An 18,602-nucleotide genomic window follows, 5' to 3' on the forward strand; every position below is an offset into this window, starting at 1 on the left:
CATTCCTGCTTCACTCTGCGACATGGATCAGATCTCCATGTCCATCATCTTCGCAACCGTATGGACGTCCTTGTCGCCACGGCCGGAGAGATTGACGATCATGATCTGGTCCTTGCCCATGGTCGGGGCGGTCTTGACCGCCTGCGCGATGGCATGGGCGGATTCCAGCGCCGGTATGATGCCCTCAAGCTTGGTCGTCAGCTTGAACGCTTCAAGCGCTTCGTCATCAAGGATCGGCACGTATTTCACGCGGCCGGTGTCCCGCAGCCAGGAATGCTCAGGGCCAACGCCCGGATAGTCGAGGCCGGCAGAAATCGAGTGGCCGTCCAGGATCTGGCCGTCGTCGTTCTGCAACAGATAGGTGCGGTTGCCGTGGAGAACGCCGGGGCGGCCCGCGTTCATGGAAGCGCAATGCTCGATGCCATCGAGACCACGACCGCCAGCTTCGACGCCAATGATCTCGACATTCTTGTCATCGAGGAATGGATGGAAGATGCCGATGGCGTTCGATCCGCCGCCGACCGCAGCGATGATTACGTCCGGAAGACGTCCTTCCTGCTCCACGATCTGCTCGCGTGCTTCCTTGCCGATCACCGACTGGAATTCACGTACCAGCTCCGGATAAGGGTGCGGGCCGGCCGCCGTGCCAATCAGGTAATAGGTGTTCTCGACGTTGGTCACCCAGTCGCGGAGTGCCTCGTTCATGGCATCCTTGAGCGTGCCGTGACCAGAGTTGACCGCGTTCACTTCTGCGCCCAGCAGCTTCATGCGGAAGACGTTCGGCTTCTGACGCTCCACGTCCGTGGCACCCATATAGACGACGCAGGGGAAGTTGAAGCGGGCCGAAACGGTGGCGGAAGCCACGCCGTGCTGGCCTGCGCCGGTTTCAGCGATGATGCGGGTCTTGCCCATGCGCTTTGCCAGAAGGATCTGGCCAAGGCAGTTGTTGATCTTGTGGCTGCCCGTGTGGTTCAGGTCTTCGCGCTTGAAGTAGATCTTTGCGCCGCCGAGATGCCGGGTCAGGTTTTCGGCGAAATAGAGCTTGGAAGGGCGACCGGCATAGTGGGTCGAAAGCGCCTGCAGCTCCGCCTGAAAGGCAGGGTCGGTCTTGGCTTCGTTCCAGTGCTTTTCGAGATCCAGGATGAGGGGCATGAGCGTCTCGGCGACGAAACGGCCGCCAAAGATGCCGAACATTCCCTGTTCATCAGGGCCGGTCCGGAACGAGTTTGGTTCAATCGGCTTGTTCATGCCGCTCCCTCATTTGTAATCGCCCGCACTGCACGGAAAAATGCGCGTATCTTTTCTGGATCCTTCTCGCCCGGCGCATTCTCGACGCCCGATGACACATCGACGCCCGAAGGTCTTGCCAGACGAAGCGCGGAAGCAATGTTTCCAGCATTGACGCCACCGGAAAGCATGTAATCCACGTTGGCGTCAAGGGAAGTGAGAATCGTCCAGTCGAAGGCGACGCCATTGCCGCCGGGAAGGTCAGCACCCGCCGGTGGTTTTGCATCGAGAAGGAAACGGTCGGCCACGCCGAGATAGGTCTTGATCAGGTCGAGATCGCTGGCTTCGCGAATGGAAAGCGCCTTGATGACCGGCAGGCCGTGGCGGGACTTCAGTTCGCGGATGCGATCTGCCGTTTCATGGCCGTGGAGCTGGAGGATGTCCGGCTTCATGCCGCTGACGATCGCATCGAGCGTCGCATCATCCGCGTCAACCGTTACGGCAACAGCCAGCGCCTTGCCTCTGGCGGCCTCACGCAGCCGGGCAGCCTCTTCGATCGAGATGTGTCGCGGGCTCTTCTCGAAGAAGATGAAGCCGATGTGGCTCGCGCCGCTCTCAAGGGCAGCGGCGACAGCCTCGTCGCTTTTCAGGCCGCAGATTTTGATGTCCAGCGTCATGGGCGGTGGAGTGCCACGAAATGCTCCGAAAGTCGAGGTCTGACGGATGTTTAAGTGAAGCGAAGGGCCTGAAGCGAGGAGCCATTTCGCTTCAGCCAATCGCGGCAGCGCTCCGTATCCGGGCAGAGCTCCGTGCAGAGCTTCCAGAAGCGGGGGCCGTGGTTCATTTCCTTCAGATGCGCGACCTCATGGGCGACGAGGTAATTGATGACCGGTGACGGCGCCATCATGATGCGCCACGAGAAAGACAGAACGCCGTCGTGGGTGCAGGATCCCCAGCGGCTCGATGTATCACGATAGCGTATCGTTTTCGCCTTGCGCCCGACGGTGGCCGTGTGTTTGGCCACGAGAGCCTCGATATCGTGTTTGGCCTCGCGCTTCAGAAAGTCTGCAACACGGCGGGGCAGATGTTCGATCTCGCCATGGACCAGAAGAACAGGTTCACCTTCCCGAACGATGGCGGAAACAGTCCCTCGCCTGCCCTCTTCATGAATGATGAGGTGCGGTTTCCCGCGTAGCGGCAGTTTGATGCCGGGGCGGATCTGGGCGTCGGTCGGAAGTTTCTTGTATCGCTCTTCGAGCCAATCCTGATGGCGGGCAATGAAGCGCAGCACATCCGGAAAAGATATTCCGGGTGGGGTGGTCACCCGTAGCCCCTCGCCTGCAGTGGCAATCCGCAGCGTAAGTCGCCTCGCCCGCGCGTTTTCGACGATCTTCAACGGAATCGCCCTGCCCGCGACCATGTGCGTGCGCTCGGCTGCATCGGCCTTCTTGAGAAAGTTTGGAGTGAAACCCAGCAGCGACATGACGATCGTTGATTCGAAAGACCTTTACAGAATTAGTCGACCTGCCCCTCCAAGAGAAGCGCAAAAGAAAAGCGGCGCCGAAGCGCCGCCTGTATTGGAGCTAATATTGATCAGCTATTGTTCAGATCCGAGACATCGGTAGTCGGCGCCGGCCGGTTACGATGGGACATGAAGCGGTCGAACTCTTCCTGATCCTTGGCGCGGCGCAGTTCACGCATGTAATCGTCGAACTCGTCACGCATCGCGTCGAGCTTGCGGCGCTCCTCAGCCAGGCGCTCAAGTTCCTTGGTGCGCCAGTCGTCGAAGGCTACGTTGCCGGTGCTGTGGACCGGGCGAGAGCTGCGGCGGCAGTTGGAAAACATGCTGTCGGTGGCGCGGTTGACCTCGTTTTTGAAGTTGCCTAGCCGATCACCCCAGAGGATGTAGGCCAGCATTGCGAGCCCAAGCGGCCAGTAAGCGATGAAGCCGAGGACCATCAAAGCGATAGTAGCCGGCGTCCAGGCGGGACGGAGCATAGCGGATTGTGTCATCTTCAGCGTTCCTCATAGGGTTACCGGGCGGGGTGCTGCTAATGACATGGTTAACATGGTTGCCCGATTCAAGAACGGGCAACAACTAAGTGTATCCAGGGTCAGCTGGTCCTTCCCTGGAAGGACTCCCTCAGGGCCGTCAGCGCCTTGGTCATCAGCGAAAGATCCTGCGGACGGGAAAGCCGGTGGTCGCCGTCCCGAATGAGTGTGATGGTCACGTCATCCTTCGGCAGGTGCTCAACCAGCCGCATTGCATGGCTGTAGGGGACATCGGGGTCGGCCATGCCCTGCAGGATGTGGACCGGGCAATGGGTGTCGATGATCCCATCCAGCACACGGTTGTTCCGTCCATCGTCCAGCAGAGCCTTGGTGTAGATGTTGGGCTCCGGGGAATATTCCGACGGTTCTTCGATGCGGCCAGTTTCTTCCAGCTGTTTGCGCATCGCGTCGGTCAGCTGGGGTTCCACCAGTTCCGTGGTGAAGTCGGGTGCCGGGGCAATCAGAAGCAGGCCCGCCAAGCGATCCGCCTGCCCTGCCCTCACCAGTTCCTGCACCATGCGCAGCGCGATCCAGGCGCCCATGGAGGAACCGACTAGAATTTGGGGGCCGAAGGTGTAGCGGTTGAACACCGCAAGGCTTTCGCTCAGCCAGCGGGAGATGGTTCCTTCAGCGAATTCGCCGCCCGACTCCCCGTGGCCGGAATAATCATGGCGCGTCACAGCGACGCCGTTCTGGATGCCCCATTCGTCCAGAACCTGCGCCTTGGTGCCCTTCATGTCAGAGCGATAGCCGCCAAGCCACATTACGCCCGGAACGGAACCGTCGCGGTGCCGAACTGCGATCCGCACGCGATCAACATCAAGGAACTCGGGCTCTGCTTCAGACATGATGCTACTCACTTGTTACAGGTACTCGGATTCACCAAATGATAGGGCAAAGGCATGTCCGATACCGTAGAAATTGTTTGTCGGGCTCATCTCGACCCGTGATTCTTTCTACAGCCTGTGCTATTGACATGCAAAATTGACTACGCACATAGCGATCATCCCCGCTGTGGGCTCCACTTTTTGTATCAACGACCCGGAGACAACGACCATTCGCAAGCCATTTAAAGCAGCGCCCGTAGTAAAAGACGGCCCTCGCGCCAACCGTGACATTCGCGCCCCCAGGGTGCAGCTCATCGACGCGGAAGGCACCAATCTTGGCGAGATGTCTATCGAAGACGCCCTCGCAGCTGCAGATGAAGCTGGGCTTGACCTGGTGGAAATTTCACCGAATTCCGTTCCGCCTGTCACCAAGATCACCGATCTCGGCAAGCTGAAGTACCAGGGCCAGAAGAAGGCTGCTGAGGCTCGCAAGAAGCAGAAGACGGTCGAAATCAAAGAAATCAAGATGCGTCCGAACATCGATAGCCACGACTACGATGTGAAGATGCGCGCTGTGAAGCGCTTCTTTGAGGACGGCGACAAGGTAAAGCTGACCCTGCGCTTCCGCGGACGCGAAATGGCTCACCTGGAGCTCGGCATGAAATTGCTCAACCAGGTCAAGGCTGACACTGAAAGCTTCGCCAAGGTGGAAGCCGAGCCGAAGCTCGAAGGCCGCCAGATGATGATGGTACTGGCGCCGCGTTAAGCTGGCGCGACAAGATTCTGGCCATTGGCAGCTTCTCTCTGCCCGCGCAGCTCTTGCGCGGCAGAGGACTTGCTGTTATGAGGCCGCCTGTCTGAACCGCCCGGCAGGGCATGCCGTGGCGGTTCAAAATGCTTACGGGCCTGGCCCGAAAGAGAACAAGCGCTACGGCGCCAAGACAATCGGAGAAGCAAAATGCCCAAGATGAAGACCAAGTCCGCGGTCAAGAAGCGGTTCAAGCTGACCGCAAGCGGCAAGGTAAAAGTAGCTGCGGCTGGCAAGCGCCACGGCATGATCAAGCGTACCACCAAGTTCATCCGCGATGCGCGTGGGACGATGGTTCTTTCCGATCAGGATGCAAAGATCGTTAAGAAGTACATCCCTTACGGGCTCTGAGCTGCGACGGTACAATTTAAGGAGATCATGCAATGGCACGTGTTAAGAGGGGCGTTACCGCCCATGCCAAGCACAAGAAAGTTCTGAACGCAGCCAAGGGTTTCTACGGCCGCCGCAAGAATACTATCCGCATCGCCAAGCAGGCAGTCGAAAAGTCGCTGCAGTATGCTTACCGCGATCGCAAGGCCCGCAAGCGCAATTTCCGCGCTTTGTGGATCCAGCGCATCAACGCAGCTGCTCGCGAGCATGGCCTGACCTACGGCCGTTTCATCGACGGTCTGAACAAGGCTGGTATCGAGATCGACCGCAAGGTTCTGTCGGACATGGCCATCCATGAGCCGCAGGCATTCGCTGTTCTGGTTGCTCAGGCGAAGACCGCCCTTGAGTACCTCAAGGACGCGACGCCGAACGAGTTTGAGAGCGCGGTCGCCTAAGCCCAGCGCTCCCGAAATATCTCGGTATTAAGTTCGGGAACCCGCGCTGGCAGGCTGGCGCGGGTTTTCTTTTTTCGCGGTAACGTCATCTGCCAAGGCAGGTGCGAATAGAATTGGACTGGGTGCCGAGGGCAAGGAAAAGACGATGAACGATCTGGACCAACTGGAAAAGCAGCTGCTCGACGAGATTGCTGCGGCAGGCGAGGAAGCAGCGCTTGAAGCTGTGCGCGTCGCTGCCCTTGGCAAGAAGGGCTCTGTCTCCGAGAAGCTGAAGCTTCTGGGCTCGATGTCGCCTGAAGAGCGGCAGACGATGGGGCCCGTCATCAACGGCCTCAAGACGCGCGTGACCGATGCTCTGGCCGCGCGTCGCGCCGAGCTGCGCGATGCGGCCATTGCGGCACGTCTGGAGCGCGAACGCGTTGACGTGACCCTTCCGGTCGCACGTTCCGCCGCCGAGCGCGGAAGAATCCACCCGATCAGCCAGGTGATCGACGAAATCGCAGCCATCTTCGGCGACCTCGGCTTCGAGATCGCGGAAGGTCCGGATATCGAGACCGACTACTACAACTTCACGGCGCTGAACTTTCCGGAAGGCCATCCGGCGCGCGAGATGCACGACACGTTCTTCCTTGAGCCCGACGCCAATGGCGAGCGCAAGCTACTGCGCACTCATACATCGCCGGTTCAGATCCGCACCATGGAAACGAAGAAGCCGCCGATCCGCATCGTGATCCCGGGCAAGACTTACCGCGCCGACTCAGACGCGACGCATACGCCGATGTTCCACCAGCTCGAAGGTCTGGTGATCGACAAGACGGCCAACGTCGCCAACATGAAGTGGGTGCTGACCGAGTTCTGCAAGGCTTATTTCGAGGTCTCGTCGCTCAACATGCGCTTCCGCCCGAGCTTCTTCCCGTTCACGGAGCCAAGCCTCGAAGTCGACATCCAGTGCGACCGTTCGCGTCCCGGCGAAGTGCGCTTCGGCGAGGGCAACGACTGGATGGAGATCCTCGGCTGCGGCATGGTTCACCCGAACGTCCTGCGCCATGGCGGGCTTGATCCGGACGAGTACCAGGGCTTTGCCTGGGGCATGGGCATCGACCGTATCGCCATGCTGAAATACGGCATGCCGGACCTTCGCGCCTTCTTCGATGCCGACGTTCGCTGGCTCGACCATTACGGCTTCCGTCCGCTTGATCTGCCGACCTTGTTCGGCGGTCTGAGCAGCTAATTTCTCAGGGCAGGCTGAAACATCATGAAATTCACACTCTCCTGGCTCAAGGATCACCTTGATACCGAAGCCTCGCTCGACGAGATCGTCGAAACGCTGACCATGATCGGCCTTGAGGTCGAGTCCGTCGACGACAAGTCCGTGCTGAAGCCGTTCACGATCGCCAAGGTCCTGAACGCTCAGAAGCATCCCGATGCCGACAAGCTTCAGGTGCTGACGGTGGACATCGGATCGGGCACGCCGCTGCAGGTTGTTTGCGGTGCGCCGAACGCACGCGCCGGCTTGATCGGCGCCTTCGCTGCTCCCGGCACCTATGTTCCGGGCATCGACGTGACGCTGTCCGTTGGCAAGATCCGTGGCGTCGAAAGCTTCGGCATGATGTGCTCGGAGCGCGAGCTGCAGCTTTCCGACGAGCACAACGGCATCATCGAACTTCCGGAAGATGCACCGGTGGGCACTTCCTATGCTGAATGGGCGAAGCTTGACGATCCGGTGATCGAGATTGGCCTCACGCCGAACCGTCCGGATTGCACGAGCGTCTATGGTGTTGCGCGTGACCTGGCGGCTGCCGGCCTCGGCACGCTCAAGGATGGCGCGGTTGCGCCGATCGCAGGGCAGGGCGCTTGTCCGGTGGAAGTGACGATCGAGGCCCCGGAACTTTGCCCAGGCTTCGGCCTGCGTCTGGTTCGCGGCGTCAAGAACGGCCCGTCGCCGAAGTGGCTGCAGCAGCGCCTGATCGCCATTGGTCTGCGCCCGATCAATGCGCTGGTCGACATCACCAATTACATGACCTTCGACCGCGGCCGTCCGCTGCACGTGTTCGACGCTGCGAAGGTCGCCGGAAACCTGGTGATCCGCCGTGCCAAGGAAGGCGAAAAGATCCTGGCGCTCGATGGTCGCGAGTACACGCTTTCGGGCGAGAACTGCGTCATCGCTGACGACAGGGGCGTGGAATCCATCGCCGGCGTCATGGGCGGCGAGCATTCCGGTTGCGACGAGAACACGACCGACGTGCTGATCGAGTCGGCGCTCTGGGCACCTCTGAACATTGCCCGCACGGGCCGTGAGCTCGGCATCATCACCGATGCGCGTTATCGCTTCGAGCGCGGTGTCGATCCGGAGTTTGCACTTCCCGGCCTTGAACTGGCAACGAAGATGGTGCTCGACCTCTGTGGTGGCGAGGCGACCGAAATCCGCGCAGTTGGCTTCAAGCCGACCGAACAGAAGGTCGTGACCTTCCCCGTGTCGGAAGTGAAGCGCCTGACGGGCATCGAAGTCTCGACCGAAGAGAGTCTCGCGATCCTGACGCGCCTCGGCTTTAAGCCACAGGGGCAGGGCGATGTGGTTGACGTGAAGGTGCCGACCTGGCGTCCGGATGTCGATGGCAAGGCGGATCTCGTTGAAGAGGTGATGCGCATCCACGGCGTCAACAAGATCGAGCCGCAGCCGATGATCTCCAAGGATTCGGTCTCGAGCCGTATCCTGACGACGGCGCAGATCCGCACGCGTCTGGCACGGCGCGCGCTGGCCGTGCGTGGCATGATGGAAGCGGTCACCTGGTCCTTCATCTCCGAAGCACAGGCACGGCCGTTCGCGGAAAACCGTCCGCTGATCAAGCTTGCAAACCCGATCGCTGCCGATCTCTCGACCATGCGTCCGTCACTGCTGCCGGGCCTGATCGCTGCGGCTCAGCGCAATGCCGACCGTGGCTTCCGCGATGTAGCTCTCTGCGAAGTCGCGGCCGCCTACGAAGGCGATCGTCCGCAGGACCAGCGCCGCGTTGCTTCCGGTGTTCGTCGTGGTACGGCGCGTCCGGGCGGGCAGGGCCGTAATTGGGCAGGCAATGTCGCTTCGGTCGACGTGTTTGTTGCCAAGGAAGATGCGCTCGCCGTTCTGGAAGCCTGCGGTGTTGCCGCCGACAAGCTGCAGATCGAGGCGGGTGGTCCAAGCTGGTATCACCCGGGTCGTTCAGGCACGATCAAGATGGGACCGAAGAACATTCTTGCCACCTTCGGTGAGTTCCATCCGCGTCTGCTCGAGGCCATGGACGTTTCCGGACCGCTCTGCGGTTTCGAGGTGTTCATCGATGCCGTTCCGGAACCGAAGGCCCGGGCGACACGCACCAAGCCTCGTCTCGACCTCTCGCCCTTCCAGGCGGTGACGCGCGACTTTGCCTTCGTGGTGAGCCGTGACGTTCCGGCCGGCACGTTGGTTCGCGCGGCCCTGGCTGCCGACAAGAAGCTGATCACCGGCGTCAATGTCTTTGACGTATTCGAAGGCCAGTCGCTCGGCGAGGACAAGAAGTCGGTAGCGATCGAGGTAACGGTTCAGCCGGTCGACAAGACGCTGACGGATGAGGACTTCGAGGCGCTGTCCAAGCGCATCGTTGACAATGTCACGAAGCAGACCGGCGGCGTGCTCCGCGCCTAGCGCGGTCATTCAGCTACACCATTGAAGAACCCGGCACCGCTTGGCGATGCCGGGTTTTTTGCAGAAACGCCTACTCAGTGCCCGGACGATCACTCACGCCGTGTTGAGCGGCAAGATACCGCACAGCATCACTGGGTACTCCTGCGAGAAGGTAAAGCTGAAAGCCACCTGGACGACCGGCAAACCGGATTGTCCGGCTTTCGCTGGCTCCTCATACATGCTTACTGCCAGGCACTCTTTACGAGAACGTTCAACCTGGTCTTCCGGTGGTGTGATGACGGCTTTCGCAAGAACAGCCTCATCAGATACGCCTATGCCGGAAACCCTTGGACTCTGCACTTTTTCGTCAATGACAGGTGCTGCAATGCAGCTGTTTGTCATCACAACATACAAGATGCCCCCCACGAAACATCCATAACTGTGCACTGCCTCAATCCACTTATATTCAGGGTACAACAGGCACATGGTCGCGCAAAAGTTTAAATAAAACGTATAGTACAATCAGTAATTGAGAAAGTGCGGGAAGCCGGATGCGCAGGAAATGCCTGCGCTTGATGTCATTACCGCCTTGCGCCTCAAAAGTGCGCTTCTTATATACGCGGCACACCATGGGTCAGCGCGATGTTGCTGAACCATGAATGCTATATTTGTCGAACAGGGGCTGTCCTCGGGAACGCCAAGATGGGTCCTGACAGTCTGCTAAGTGGAGAGAATAAATGGCTAAAGTCATTGGCATCGATCTGGGAACAACCAACTCCTGCGTCGCTGTTATGGACGGCAAGGACGCAAAGGTCATTGAAAATGCCGAGGGCGCGCGCACCACGCCGTCCATCGTTGCGTTTACTGATTCCGACGAGCGCCTTGTTGGCCAGCCTGCCAAGCGCCAGGCCGTGACCAACCCGGAGAACACGCTTTTTGCAATCAAGCGCCTTATCGGCCGCCGCTTCGACGACCCGATGGTCGAGAAGGACAAGAAGCTCGTTCCCTACAAGATCATCTCCGGTGACAATGGCGATGCCTGGGTAGAAGCCCACGGAGCCAAGTATTCTCCGTCGCAGGTATCCGCGATGATCCTTCAGAAGATGAAGGAGACCGCAGAATCCTACCTCGGCGAGACGGTCACTCAGGCCGTGATCACCGTCCCGGCTTACTTTAACGACGCCCAGCGTCAGGCGACGAAGGATGCCGGCAAGATCGCCGGTCTTGAGGTTCTGCGCATCATCAACGAGCCGACCGCAGCGGCGCTCGCCTACGGTCTCGATAAGCGGGATGGCAAGACCATCGCTGTCTACGACCTTGGTGGCGGTACGTTCGATATCTCGATCCTCGAGATTGGTGATGGCGTGTTCGAGGTGAAGTCCACGAACGGTGACACGTTCCTGGGCGGTGAAGACTTCGACATGCGCCTCGTCAACTATCTGACGGACGAGTTCAAGAAAGAGAACGGTATCGACCTCAGGAACGACAAGCTCGCTCTGCAGCGCCTGAAGGAAGCTGCCGAGAAGGCCAAGATCGAGCTGTCCTCGTCTGCCCAGACCGAAATCAACCTGCCGTTCATCACGGCTGACCAGACCGGTCCGAAGCACCTTGCCATCAAGCTCACCCGCGCGAAGCTGGAGAGCCTGGTCGAAGACCTGATCGCCCGCACCATCGCGCCTTGTAAGGCCGCTCTGAAGGATGCAGGCCTCAGCGCAGGCGAGATCGACGAAGTCGTTCTCGTTGGCGGCATGACCCGCATGCCCAAGGTGCAGGAAGCGGTGAAGAACTTCTTCGGCAAGGAGCCCCACAAGGGCGTGAACCCGGACGAAGTGGTCGCCATGGGTGCTGCTATCCAGGCGGGCGTTCTGCAGGGTGACGTCAAGGACGTGCTGCTGCTCGACGTGACGCCGCTGTCGCTCGGCATCGAGACGCTGGGTGGCGTGTTCACCCGCCTGATCGACCGCAACACGACCATCCCGACCAAGAAGAGCCAGGTGTTCTCGACGGCGGAAGACAGCCAGAATGCAGTGACGATCCGCGTCTTCCAGGGCGAGCGCGAAATGGCAGCCGACAACAAGCTGCTTGGCCAGTTCGATCTCGTTGGTATCCCGCCCGCACCGCGCGGCGTTCCGCAGATCGAAGTGACCTTCGACATCGACGCCAACGGCATCGTGAACGTGTCGGCCAAGGACAAGGGCACCGGCAAGGAACAGCAGATCCGTATCCAGGCTTCCGGTGGTCTGTCGGATGCAGACATCGAGAAGATGGTGAAGGATGCTGAAGCCAACGCTGCCGCAGACAAGCAGCGCCGCGAGGCGGTAGAAGCCCGTAACCAGGCAGAGTCGCTGATCCACAGCTCCGAAAAGTCCCTCAAGGACTACGGTGACAAGGTGTCGGCGGACGACCGCAAGGCGATCGAGGATGCCATTGCTGCCCTGCGCACCGCCACCGAAGGCGATGACGCTGAGGACATCAAGGCAAAGACGAACGCGCTTGCCGAAGCTTCGATGAAGCTTGGTCAGGCCATGTACGAAGCCGCTCAGGCGAATGCTGGCGCTGAAGGTCAGGCCGATGGCGGCGCCAAGGCTGGCGATGATGTCGTCGACGCCGATTTCGAGGAAATCGACGACAACGACAAGAAGCAGGCCTAAGGCTGAAAATCACGAGGCCCGGGGCAACCCGGGCCTTCGTCATTGCCATGGTACAGGTGCATGAAACTTCCGGCGTGTTCTATGCAAAGCTCCAAGGTTGTGGCATTCGTGTTGGTAACTAACGAGATGACGGAACCCCATTTGGGGATGGGCATCCGTTTTAGAGAAAATGCGGGATCGTCCTAAATGAAGGCAGATTTTTACGAGACGCTCAGCGTATCGAGAAACGCCGATGAAAAAGAGCTGAAGGCCGCATTCCGCAAACTTGCGATGCAATACCACCCGGATCGCAATCCGGGTAATCCTGAAGCCGAACAGAAATTCAAGGAAGTCAACGAGGCGTACGAGACGCTGCGCGACCCCCAGAAGCGCGCGGCCTACGACCGTTTCGGCCATGACGCTTTCCAGAACGGCGGCATGGGTGCTCGGGGCGGCTTTGGCGCTGCCGGTGGCTTCTCGGACATTTTCGAAGACATCTTCGGCGACATCATGGGTGGCGGGCGTCAGCGCCGGTCCGGTGGTCGCGAGCGCGGAGCTGATCTGCGCTACAACATGGAAATCACGCTCGAAGAGGCGTTTACGGGCAAAACCGCCCAGATCCACGTTCCGACCTCCGTCAGCTGTACAGAGTGCTCCGGCTCCGGCGCCAAGCCAGGGTCTTCGCCCGTACAGTGCAAGATGTGTAACGGCATCGGCCGTGTGCGCGCGACACAGGGCTTCTTCGCCGTGGAGCGCACCTGTCCGCAATGTCAGGGCCGTGGTCAGATCATCGAAGACCCCTGCGGCAAGTGCGCGGGGCAGGGCCGTACCGTCGAGGAGCGTACGCTCTCGGTCAATATTCCGGCTGGTATCGAGGATGGCACGCGCATCAGGCTCGCGGGTGAGGGCGAGGCCGGGCTGCGTGGCGGTCCTCCCGGAGACCTGTACATCTTTCTGTCGATCAAGCCGCACGAGTTTTTCCAGCGTGACGGCGCGGACCTTTACTGCAAGGTGCCGATTTCCATGACGACGGCGGCGCTCGGCGGATCGTTCGAGGTCACGACGCTTGACGGCACGCAGACGCGCGTGAAAATCCCCGAAGGCTCGCAGAATGGACGTCAGTTCAGGATGCGTGGCAAGGGCATGCCGGTGTTGCGGCAGAGCCAGGTGGGTGACCTTTACATCCAGATTGCTGTAGAAACGCCACAAAATCTGACGAAAAGACAGCGAGAACTATTGGAAGAGTTCGAGAAGATCTCGTCGAGTGACAATAGTCCACAATCGACGGGCTTCTTCTCGCGAATGAAGGATTTCTTTGAGTCTTTCAGCGGAGACTAGAGCAATTAGAGCAACTGGGCGAACCTTCATCTAACATGCTAAGTTGCATGGGCTTGCGAGGGAGTGGCTTAATATATGGAACGGTTCGCAGGAGGTAGATGACATGGGGAATGTGAAAAAGGCGCTGGCTGCCAAGTTTGACGAGGAACTCAGGTTCTTTCGCGGTTGGATGGACAAGCCGAAGGCCGTCGGGTCGATTGTTCCGACCAGCGGGGTCACCGCCCGGCGCATGGCGTCCATCGTCCGTCCCGAACGCGACGATATGGTTCTCGAACTCGGACCGGGCACCGGCGTCATCACCCGCGCCATTCTCCAGCAGGGCATCAAGCCTGAAAACCTCGTCTCCGTCGAATACTCCGAAGATTTTGTTGATCGCCTGAAGCGCGACATGCCCGGCGTTCACTTCATCCATGGCGACGCTTTCGACCTGGACAACGTGCTGGCTCCCTGGAAGGACCGGCAGTTCGACAGCATCATCTCGGCCATCCCGATGCTGAACTTCCCGGTACCGGCCCGCATCTCACTCCTTGAGAGCCTTCTTGATCTGCTGCCGGCTGGCCGCCCTGTGGTTCAGATCACCTACGGCGCGGTATCGCCTGTTCCTGCCAATCGCGGCACCTACAACGTCGATCGCTTCGACTTCATCGTTCGCAACATCCCCCCGGCCCATCTGTGGCTCTACACCCGTCCTGAAGGCAGAACCGCCCGGCGGACGCAGTAAAAGGGTGGATGGTTTGACGCCTCGGCTCCTTGTCTTCGCCGGATCGATCCGCACGGGTGCTTTCAGCGGGAAGACAGCCGACGCAGCGGCCAGGGAACTTGCGATGCAGGGTGCGGATGTCACCCGCATCTCGCTTGCCGATTATTCGCTGCCGCTCATGAACCAGGATCTCGAAAAGGAATCCGGCGTTCCCGACCCGGCGGTCAAGCTTGCGCATATGATCGCGGCACATGATGGGCTGCTGATCGCCACGGCGGAGTACAACGCCTCCATCCCGCCGCTGCTCAAGAACACGATCGACTGGATCAGTCGGGTCACCAAGGACATGCAAGGCCGCCCATTCCGCGCCTTCAAGGGCAAGGCGACCGCACTCTGCTCATCCTCGAACGGCAACTATGCGGGCATCCGCGCCATCAATCATCTGCGCGCCGTTCTGGTGCATTGCGGGGCGGAGGTGGTTTCGCCGCAGTGCTCCGTTCCACGCGGACAGGAGGCCTTCGATGAGGCCGGCAATTTCCGCGACGAGGCGCTGCAGAAGAGCATGAGCAACGTTTGTGCCGCACTCATCGAGCGTGCGCGCATGCTTTCAGGCAGACCATAAGTCCATATACGGGATTGCCTGCGCACAGTGACTGTGCCAGTGGTGCCTCACACCCACGGTTTTTGATTTCCGCAATTCCTCATGGCAACGACTACGTTTTCCGGAATTGCGCGCGCATTCGAATGGAGGCACACCCCATGGCTGCAGAGATGCGGGACCGCCTGATTGTCGGCCTGGACGTACCCACGCTCGCTGAGGCGGAGAAGGTTGTTCATGAACTAGGCGACACCGTCAGCTTCTACAAGATCGGCTATCAGCTCGTCTTTGCGGGTGGCTTGGCGTTTGCCCAGGAACTCGCACAATCGGGCAAGAACGTCTTTCTCGACATGAAGCTGCTCGACATCGACAACACGGTAGCCAAGGGCGTCGAGAACATCGCCAAGATGGGCGTATCGATGCTGACGCTGCACGCCTATCCGAAGGCCATGCGCGCTGCCGTTGCGGCGGCGGAAGGTTCGAACCTCTGCCTGCTCGGCGTGACGGTTCTTACCTCCATGGATGAGCAGGATCTTATCGAAGCCGGCTACAACACCGACCCCAAATCGCTCGTGCTGAAGCGGGCTGCGCAGGCACGCGATGCGGGCATGGGCGGCGTAGTCTGTTCGGCTGCGGAAGCGGCTTTGATCCGCCACACGGTTGGGCCGGATCTCGCTGTGGTGACACCTGGCATACGGCCAACAGGCGCCGACGCCGGCGACCAGAAGCGTGTGGTGACGCCCGTGGATGCCATCCGCGCCGGAGCGAGCCACCTCGTCGTCGCGCGCCCGATCGTTGGCGCTGCTGACCGAAAGGCGGCAGCGGAAGCAATCCTCGCGGAGATGAGCTCGGCTCTCTGATCCTTACGACGGCAGAGTAACCACGAGCGGGCCTTTCTTCGTTGCGACGACTGTGTGCTCGAACTGCACCGTAGGCCTGCTGGGCGAGCTCAGCAGGGTCCAGCCGTCGCCGGAATCTTCCGCCCAATCGGCTCCGAGCGACAGGAACGGCTCGATGGTGAACACCAGGCCGTCATCCATCCGGCGGTGGTCAGAGGGGTTCGGCCAGGTGGCGATTTCTTCGGGATATTCGTGCAACGAGTGTCCGACGCCGTGGCTCGCGAGGTTCTGCACCAGCGTATAGCGGTTCTTGCGCGCGAAGGTGCCGATGGCATGGCCAACTTCGGAGAAGCGGCGGTTGGCGCCAACCTGACGGATGCCCGCCCACATGGCCTTGCGCCCATCACGGCAGAGGCGATCAATCGCCTTGGTCACTGGCGGCACTGGAACAGATGCGCCGGTATCCGCATAGACACCGTTCTTCACTGCCGACACGTCAATGTTGACGAGATCGCCCTGCTTGATGCGGCGCTCACCCGGGATGCCGTGGGCAATTTCCTCATTGATGCTGATGCAGGTGGCGCCAGGAAAGCCATAGGTCTGTTCCGGCGCGCTCTGGGCGCCAGCATCCTCAAGCAGTTTGCGGCCGATGGCGTCGAGCTCAGCCGTCGTCATTCCGGGCTCGATGGCTGTTGCCATGGCCTTCAACGTGTCTGCAACAATACGGCCGATCTCCTGCAGGCGCTTCAGGTCTTCTTAGTTCGATATCGTCATAGCGGAAAAATCCCCCTGCAGGTCAGGCAACAGCGCTTGCCGGGCCCGTGCCGAGCCCTATGTTGAATTATGTTGCAACGCAGCAATCAAGCGGATAAGATAATCCAACTTCGGACCCCCTTGGGGACCATGGGCGTTTTTGGCACAGTTGCAGCGTGCTGCCAAGCATGGCTGCGAGCCACCTCTGGGTTCCATAGGTTTCTCATCGCAGGTCTGCCCTGGGCGCAAGGTTCGCCCGTCAGCCAAAGGTCATGAATGTTCTACCAATTCTATGAGCTTCAGCAAGCCGCCCTGCAACCAGCTCGCGCCTACGCTGATGTCCTGAAGAGCATCTACTCGAGCCCCAAGAACCCGATCGCCAACACGTCTTTCGCGCGCGCCATCGCGGCTTCGGCCGAGCTTTTCGAGCGCACCACGCGCCGCTACGAGAAGCCAGCGTTCGGCATTTCCAGCACCGTCGTCGACGGCAAGGAAGTAGCGGTCCGCGAAGAGATCGTCTGGTCTAAACCCTTCTGCCGCCTCATGCACTTCGATCGCGATCTGCCGAAGAAGCGCAAGCCTGACCAGAAGATCCTGCTGGTCGCGCCGATGTCCGGTCACTTCGCGACGCTGCTGCGCGGCACCGTCAAGGATCTGCTGCCGTCTGCCGACATCTACATCACCGACTGGACCGATGCCCGCATGGTCCCGCTGAACGAAGGCGGTTTCGATCTCAACGACTACATCGACTACGTCATCGAGATGCTTGGCGTCATAGGCCCCGGTGCGGCTGTCATTGCCGTGTGCCAGCCTTCGGTGCCGGTGCTTGCCGCGATCTCCCTCATGTCGGCGCATGATCATCCGGATCTGCCGTCCTCCATGGTACTGATGGGCGGACCGATCGACACCCGCCGCAACCCGACGGCGGTGAACAAGTTTGCCGAAGAGCGTGACCTCGACTGGTTCAAGAACCACGTGATCATGCCCGTGCCGTGGCCGAATGCCGGCTACCAGCGCAGCGTCTATCCGGGCTTCCTGCAGCTTTCCGGCTTCATGGGCATGAACCTTGATCGCCACCTGTTCGCGCATCAGGAGTTCTTCAAGCACCTCGTGCACGGCGATGGCGAGCCTGCTGAGAAGCACCGCGAGTTCTATGACGAGTACCTTGCTGTCATGGATCTTACGGCAGAGTTCTACCTGCAGACGGTCGATCACGTGTTCTTGCGGAAGTCGCTTGCCAAGGGCGAATTCATGCACCGGGATGAGCTTGTCCAGCCGGCTGCTGTTACCAAAGTCGCTCTGATGACGGTCGAAGGCGAGAACGACGACATCTCCGGTGTCGGCCAGACCCAAGCTGCACACGACCTCTGCGCCAACCTGCCAGCCGACAAGCGGGTGCATCATCTGCAGCCGGTCGTCGGTCACTACGGCGTCTTCAACGGCTCGCGCTTCCGGGCCGAAGTTGCGCCCCGGATCGTCGAGTTCGTGAACAGGCACCGCCCCTCAAAGCGTTGAAAAAGCCGGCTAATTGTCTTTGAAATGCAACACCGCGCGACAAACATCTCTCGCGCGGTAACCATAAGCCGAAAATGCCCTAACAGCGGATTGACGACACCCTGTAAAGTTCCTTAACATTTAGTTAAGAACCGAGAACGGGGTGCAGCAATGGCTGCTAGGCGGGTGGCGCGAAGCGCCGCATACATCGTATGTTATCTATGGGCTGGCTTGCTTGGCAGCGTTGCCATTGCGAACGGACTCATGAGCGTCGGCAGCTTCACGTCGCAGCCGATCGGTCACTATGAGTTCTGCAGGAGCAATCCATTCGAATGCTCGATCCGTCCACGTGATCGTGGACCGTTCGCCATCAACGAACAATGGCGGGCCGCGATCGAGCAGGTGAACCTCACCGTAAACCGCGAAGTCCGGCCGATGAACGACCGTGACATCTACGGCAAGGAAGAGCATTGGGCCTATCCGACCGATGGCGTCGGCGACTGCGAAGATTATGTGCTGGAAAAGCGCAAGCGGCTGCATGCAATGGGCATTCCGCTTTCCAACCTGCTGATCACGGTCGTCCGCAAGCCTGACGGCGAGGGCCATGCGGTTCTGACGATCCGCACAAGTGAGGGCGACCTGATCCTCGACAATCTGAGCGACGAAGTGAAGCTCTGGAGCTGGACCAGCTACGAGTTCCTGAAGCGTCAGGCTTCCACGCACACCGGCCGATGGGTCAGTCTGCGCGACTCCAGCAACCTGCTGGTCGGCGCCGTTCACAGCAAATAAGCCGGCTGACCTCCGGATCGACCTGAAGCCGTGCTCACGAGTGCGGCTTCTTTTCTTTGGCGTGCCATGTTCTAAGCTGTTGTTTTCAAAACAATTCCGGACGGAAAACCGGTTCCCAGTTA

Annotated in this window: 19 protein-coding genes; 12 read left to right on the forward strand and 7 right to left on the reverse strand. The window is 59.9% G+C overall.

Translation table 11 applies throughout. From position 1 onward, the window contains the following. Positions 1–27: 27 nt before the first annotated feature. The 5 genes from trpB to IEX27_RS04415 form a co-directional block, all read right to left on the reverse strand. Positions 28–1,248, reverse strand: coding sequence for a tryptophan synthase subunit beta (trpB, locus tag IEX27_RS04395; protein ID WP_188719725.1), 1,221 nt, complete (start codon positions 1,246–1,248; stop codon positions 28–30). Continuing rightward, a complete protein-coding gene (locus tag IEX27_RS04400; protein WP_188719726.1) occupies positions 1,245–1,904 on the reverse strand; it encodes a phosphoribosylanthranilate isomerase in 660 nt (219 codons plus the stop codon). The genes trpB and IEX27_RS04400 overlap by 4 nt, the downstream gene beginning before the upstream one ends. 50 nt (positions 1,905–1,954) lie before the next feature. After that, a complete protein-coding gene (locus IEX27_RS04405) occupies positions 1,955–2,710 on the reverse strand; it encodes a M48 family metallopeptidase (RefSeq protein WP_188719727.1) in 756 nt (251 codons plus the stop codon). A 110-nt stretch (positions 2,711–2,820) separates the two neighbouring features. Further along, a complete protein-coding gene (locus IEX27_RS04410) occupies positions 2,821–3,240 on the reverse strand; it encodes a DUF2852 domain-containing protein (RefSeq protein ID WP_188719728.1) in 420 nt (139 codons plus the stop codon). A gap of 101 nt (positions 3,241–3,341) precedes the next feature. Next, positions 3,342–4,127 carry an alpha/beta hydrolase gene (locus IEX27_RS04415; RefSeq protein ID WP_188719729.1) on the reverse strand — a complete coding sequence of 262 codons (786 nt, stop codon included), beginning with the start codon at positions 4,125–4,127 and terminating at the stop codon, positions 3,342–3,344. A gap of 208 nt (positions 4,128–4,335) precedes the next feature. Here IEX27_RS04415 and infC point away from each other — a divergent pair, with 208 nt between their 5' ends. From infC to pheT, 5 genes are all read left to right on the forward strand, one after another. Then, entirely contained in the window at positions 4,336–4,872 is a 537-nt protein-coding gene (gene infC, locus IEX27_RS04420; protein ID WP_188720044.1) for a translation initiation factor IF-3, read from the forward strand. A 192-nt stretch (positions 4,873–5,064) separates the two neighbouring features. Continuing rightward, on the forward strand, positions 5,065–5,265 hold the full coding sequence (rpmI, locus tag IEX27_RS04425) for a 50S ribosomal protein L35 (protein ID WP_188719730.1): 201 nt from the start codon (positions 5,065–5,067) through the stop codon (positions 5,263–5,265). A gap of 32 nt (positions 5,266–5,297) precedes the next feature. Continuing rightward, complete coding sequence (gene rplT, locus IEX27_RS04430; RefSeq protein ID WP_188719731.1) at positions 5,298–5,699, forward strand: 50S ribosomal protein L20; 402 nt, start codon at positions 5,298–5,300, stop codon at positions 5,697–5,699. A gap of 145 nt (positions 5,700–5,844) precedes the next feature. After that, a complete protein-coding gene (gene pheS, locus IEX27_RS04435; RefSeq protein ID WP_188719732.1) occupies positions 5,845–6,930 on the forward strand; it encodes a phenylalanine--tRNA ligase subunit alpha in 1,086 nt (361 codons plus the stop codon). A 24-nt stretch (positions 6,931–6,954) separates the two neighbouring features. Further along, entirely contained in the window at positions 6,955–9,360 is a 2,406-nt protein-coding gene (gene pheT / locus IEX27_RS04440; RefSeq protein WP_188719733.1) for a phenylalanine--tRNA ligase subunit beta, read from the forward strand. A gap of 93 nt (positions 9,361–9,453) precedes the next feature. Here the strand turns inward: pheT and IEX27_RS04445 are convergent, their stop codons facing one another. Further along, the gene (locus IEX27_RS04445) at positions 9,454–9,753 is read right to left on the reverse strand and encodes a hypothetical protein (RefSeq protein WP_188719734.1); all 300 of its coding nucleotides are present in this window, start codon (positions 9,751–9,753) and stop codon (positions 9,454–9,456) included. Positions 9,754–10,076: 323 nt separating this feature from the next. Here IEX27_RS04445 and dnaK point away from each other — a divergent pair, with 323 nt between their 5' ends. From dnaK to pyrF, 5 genes are all read left to right on the forward strand, one after another. Then, complete coding sequence (gene dnaK / locus IEX27_RS04450; protein ID WP_188719735.1) at positions 10,077–11,990, forward strand: molecular chaperone DnaK; 1,914 nt, start codon at positions 10,077–10,079, stop codon at positions 11,988–11,990. 186 nt (positions 11,991–12,176) lie between these two features. Further along, a complete protein-coding gene (gene dnaJ / locus IEX27_RS04455) occupies positions 12,177–13,307 on the forward strand; it encodes a molecular chaperone DnaJ (protein ID WP_188719736.1) in 1,131 nt (376 codons plus the stop codon). Between the two features lie 103 nt (positions 13,308–13,410). Further along, positions 13,411–14,028, forward strand: coding sequence for a phospholipid N-methyltransferase PmtA (pmtA, locus tag IEX27_RS04460; RefSeq protein WP_188719737.1), 618 nt, complete (start codon positions 13,411–13,413; stop codon positions 14,026–14,028). A gap of 13 nt (positions 14,029–14,041) precedes the next feature. Beyond that, a complete protein-coding gene (locus tag IEX27_RS04465) occupies positions 14,042–14,629 on the forward strand; it encodes an NADPH-dependent FMN reductase (RefSeq protein WP_188719738.1) in 588 nt (195 codons plus the stop codon). A 137-nt stretch (positions 14,630–14,766) separates the two neighbouring features. After that, positions 14,767–15,465 (forward strand): orotidine-5'-phosphate decarboxylase, encoded by a 699-nt coding sequence (gene pyrF / locus IEX27_RS04470; RefSeq protein WP_188719739.1) that lies wholly within the window; start codon positions 14,767–14,769, stop codon positions 15,463–15,465. 3 nt (positions 15,466–15,468) lie between these two features. Here the strand turns inward: pyrF and map are convergent, their stop codons facing one another. After that, positions 15,469–16,194, reverse strand: coding sequence for a type I methionyl aminopeptidase (map, locus tag IEX27_RS04475; protein ID WP_244630238.1), 726 nt, complete (start codon positions 16,192–16,194; stop codon positions 15,469–15,471). 279 nt (positions 16,195–16,473) lie between these two features. Between map and IEX27_RS04480 the strand changes: the two genes are divergently transcribed. Together IEX27_RS04480 and IEX27_RS04485 are read left to right on the forward strand one after the other, a co-directional pair. Next, positions 16,474–17,712, forward strand: coding sequence for a polyhydroxyalkanoate depolymerase (locus IEX27_RS04480; protein WP_188719740.1), 1,239 nt, complete (start codon positions 16,474–16,476; stop codon positions 17,710–17,712). 150 nt (positions 17,713–17,862) lie between these two features. Next, positions 17,863–18,480 carry a transglutaminase-like cysteine peptidase gene (locus tag IEX27_RS04485; protein ID WP_188719741.1) on the forward strand — a complete coding sequence of 206 codons (618 nt, stop codon included), beginning with the start codon at positions 17,863–17,865 and terminating at the stop codon, positions 18,478–18,480. Positions 18,481–18,602: the final 122 nt, after the last annotated feature.

This window comes from Nitratireductor aestuarii, from assembly GCF_014641695.1.
Lineage (GTDB): Bacteria > Pseudomonadota > Alphaproteobacteria > Rhizobiales > Rhizobiaceae > Chelativorans > Chelativorans aestuarii.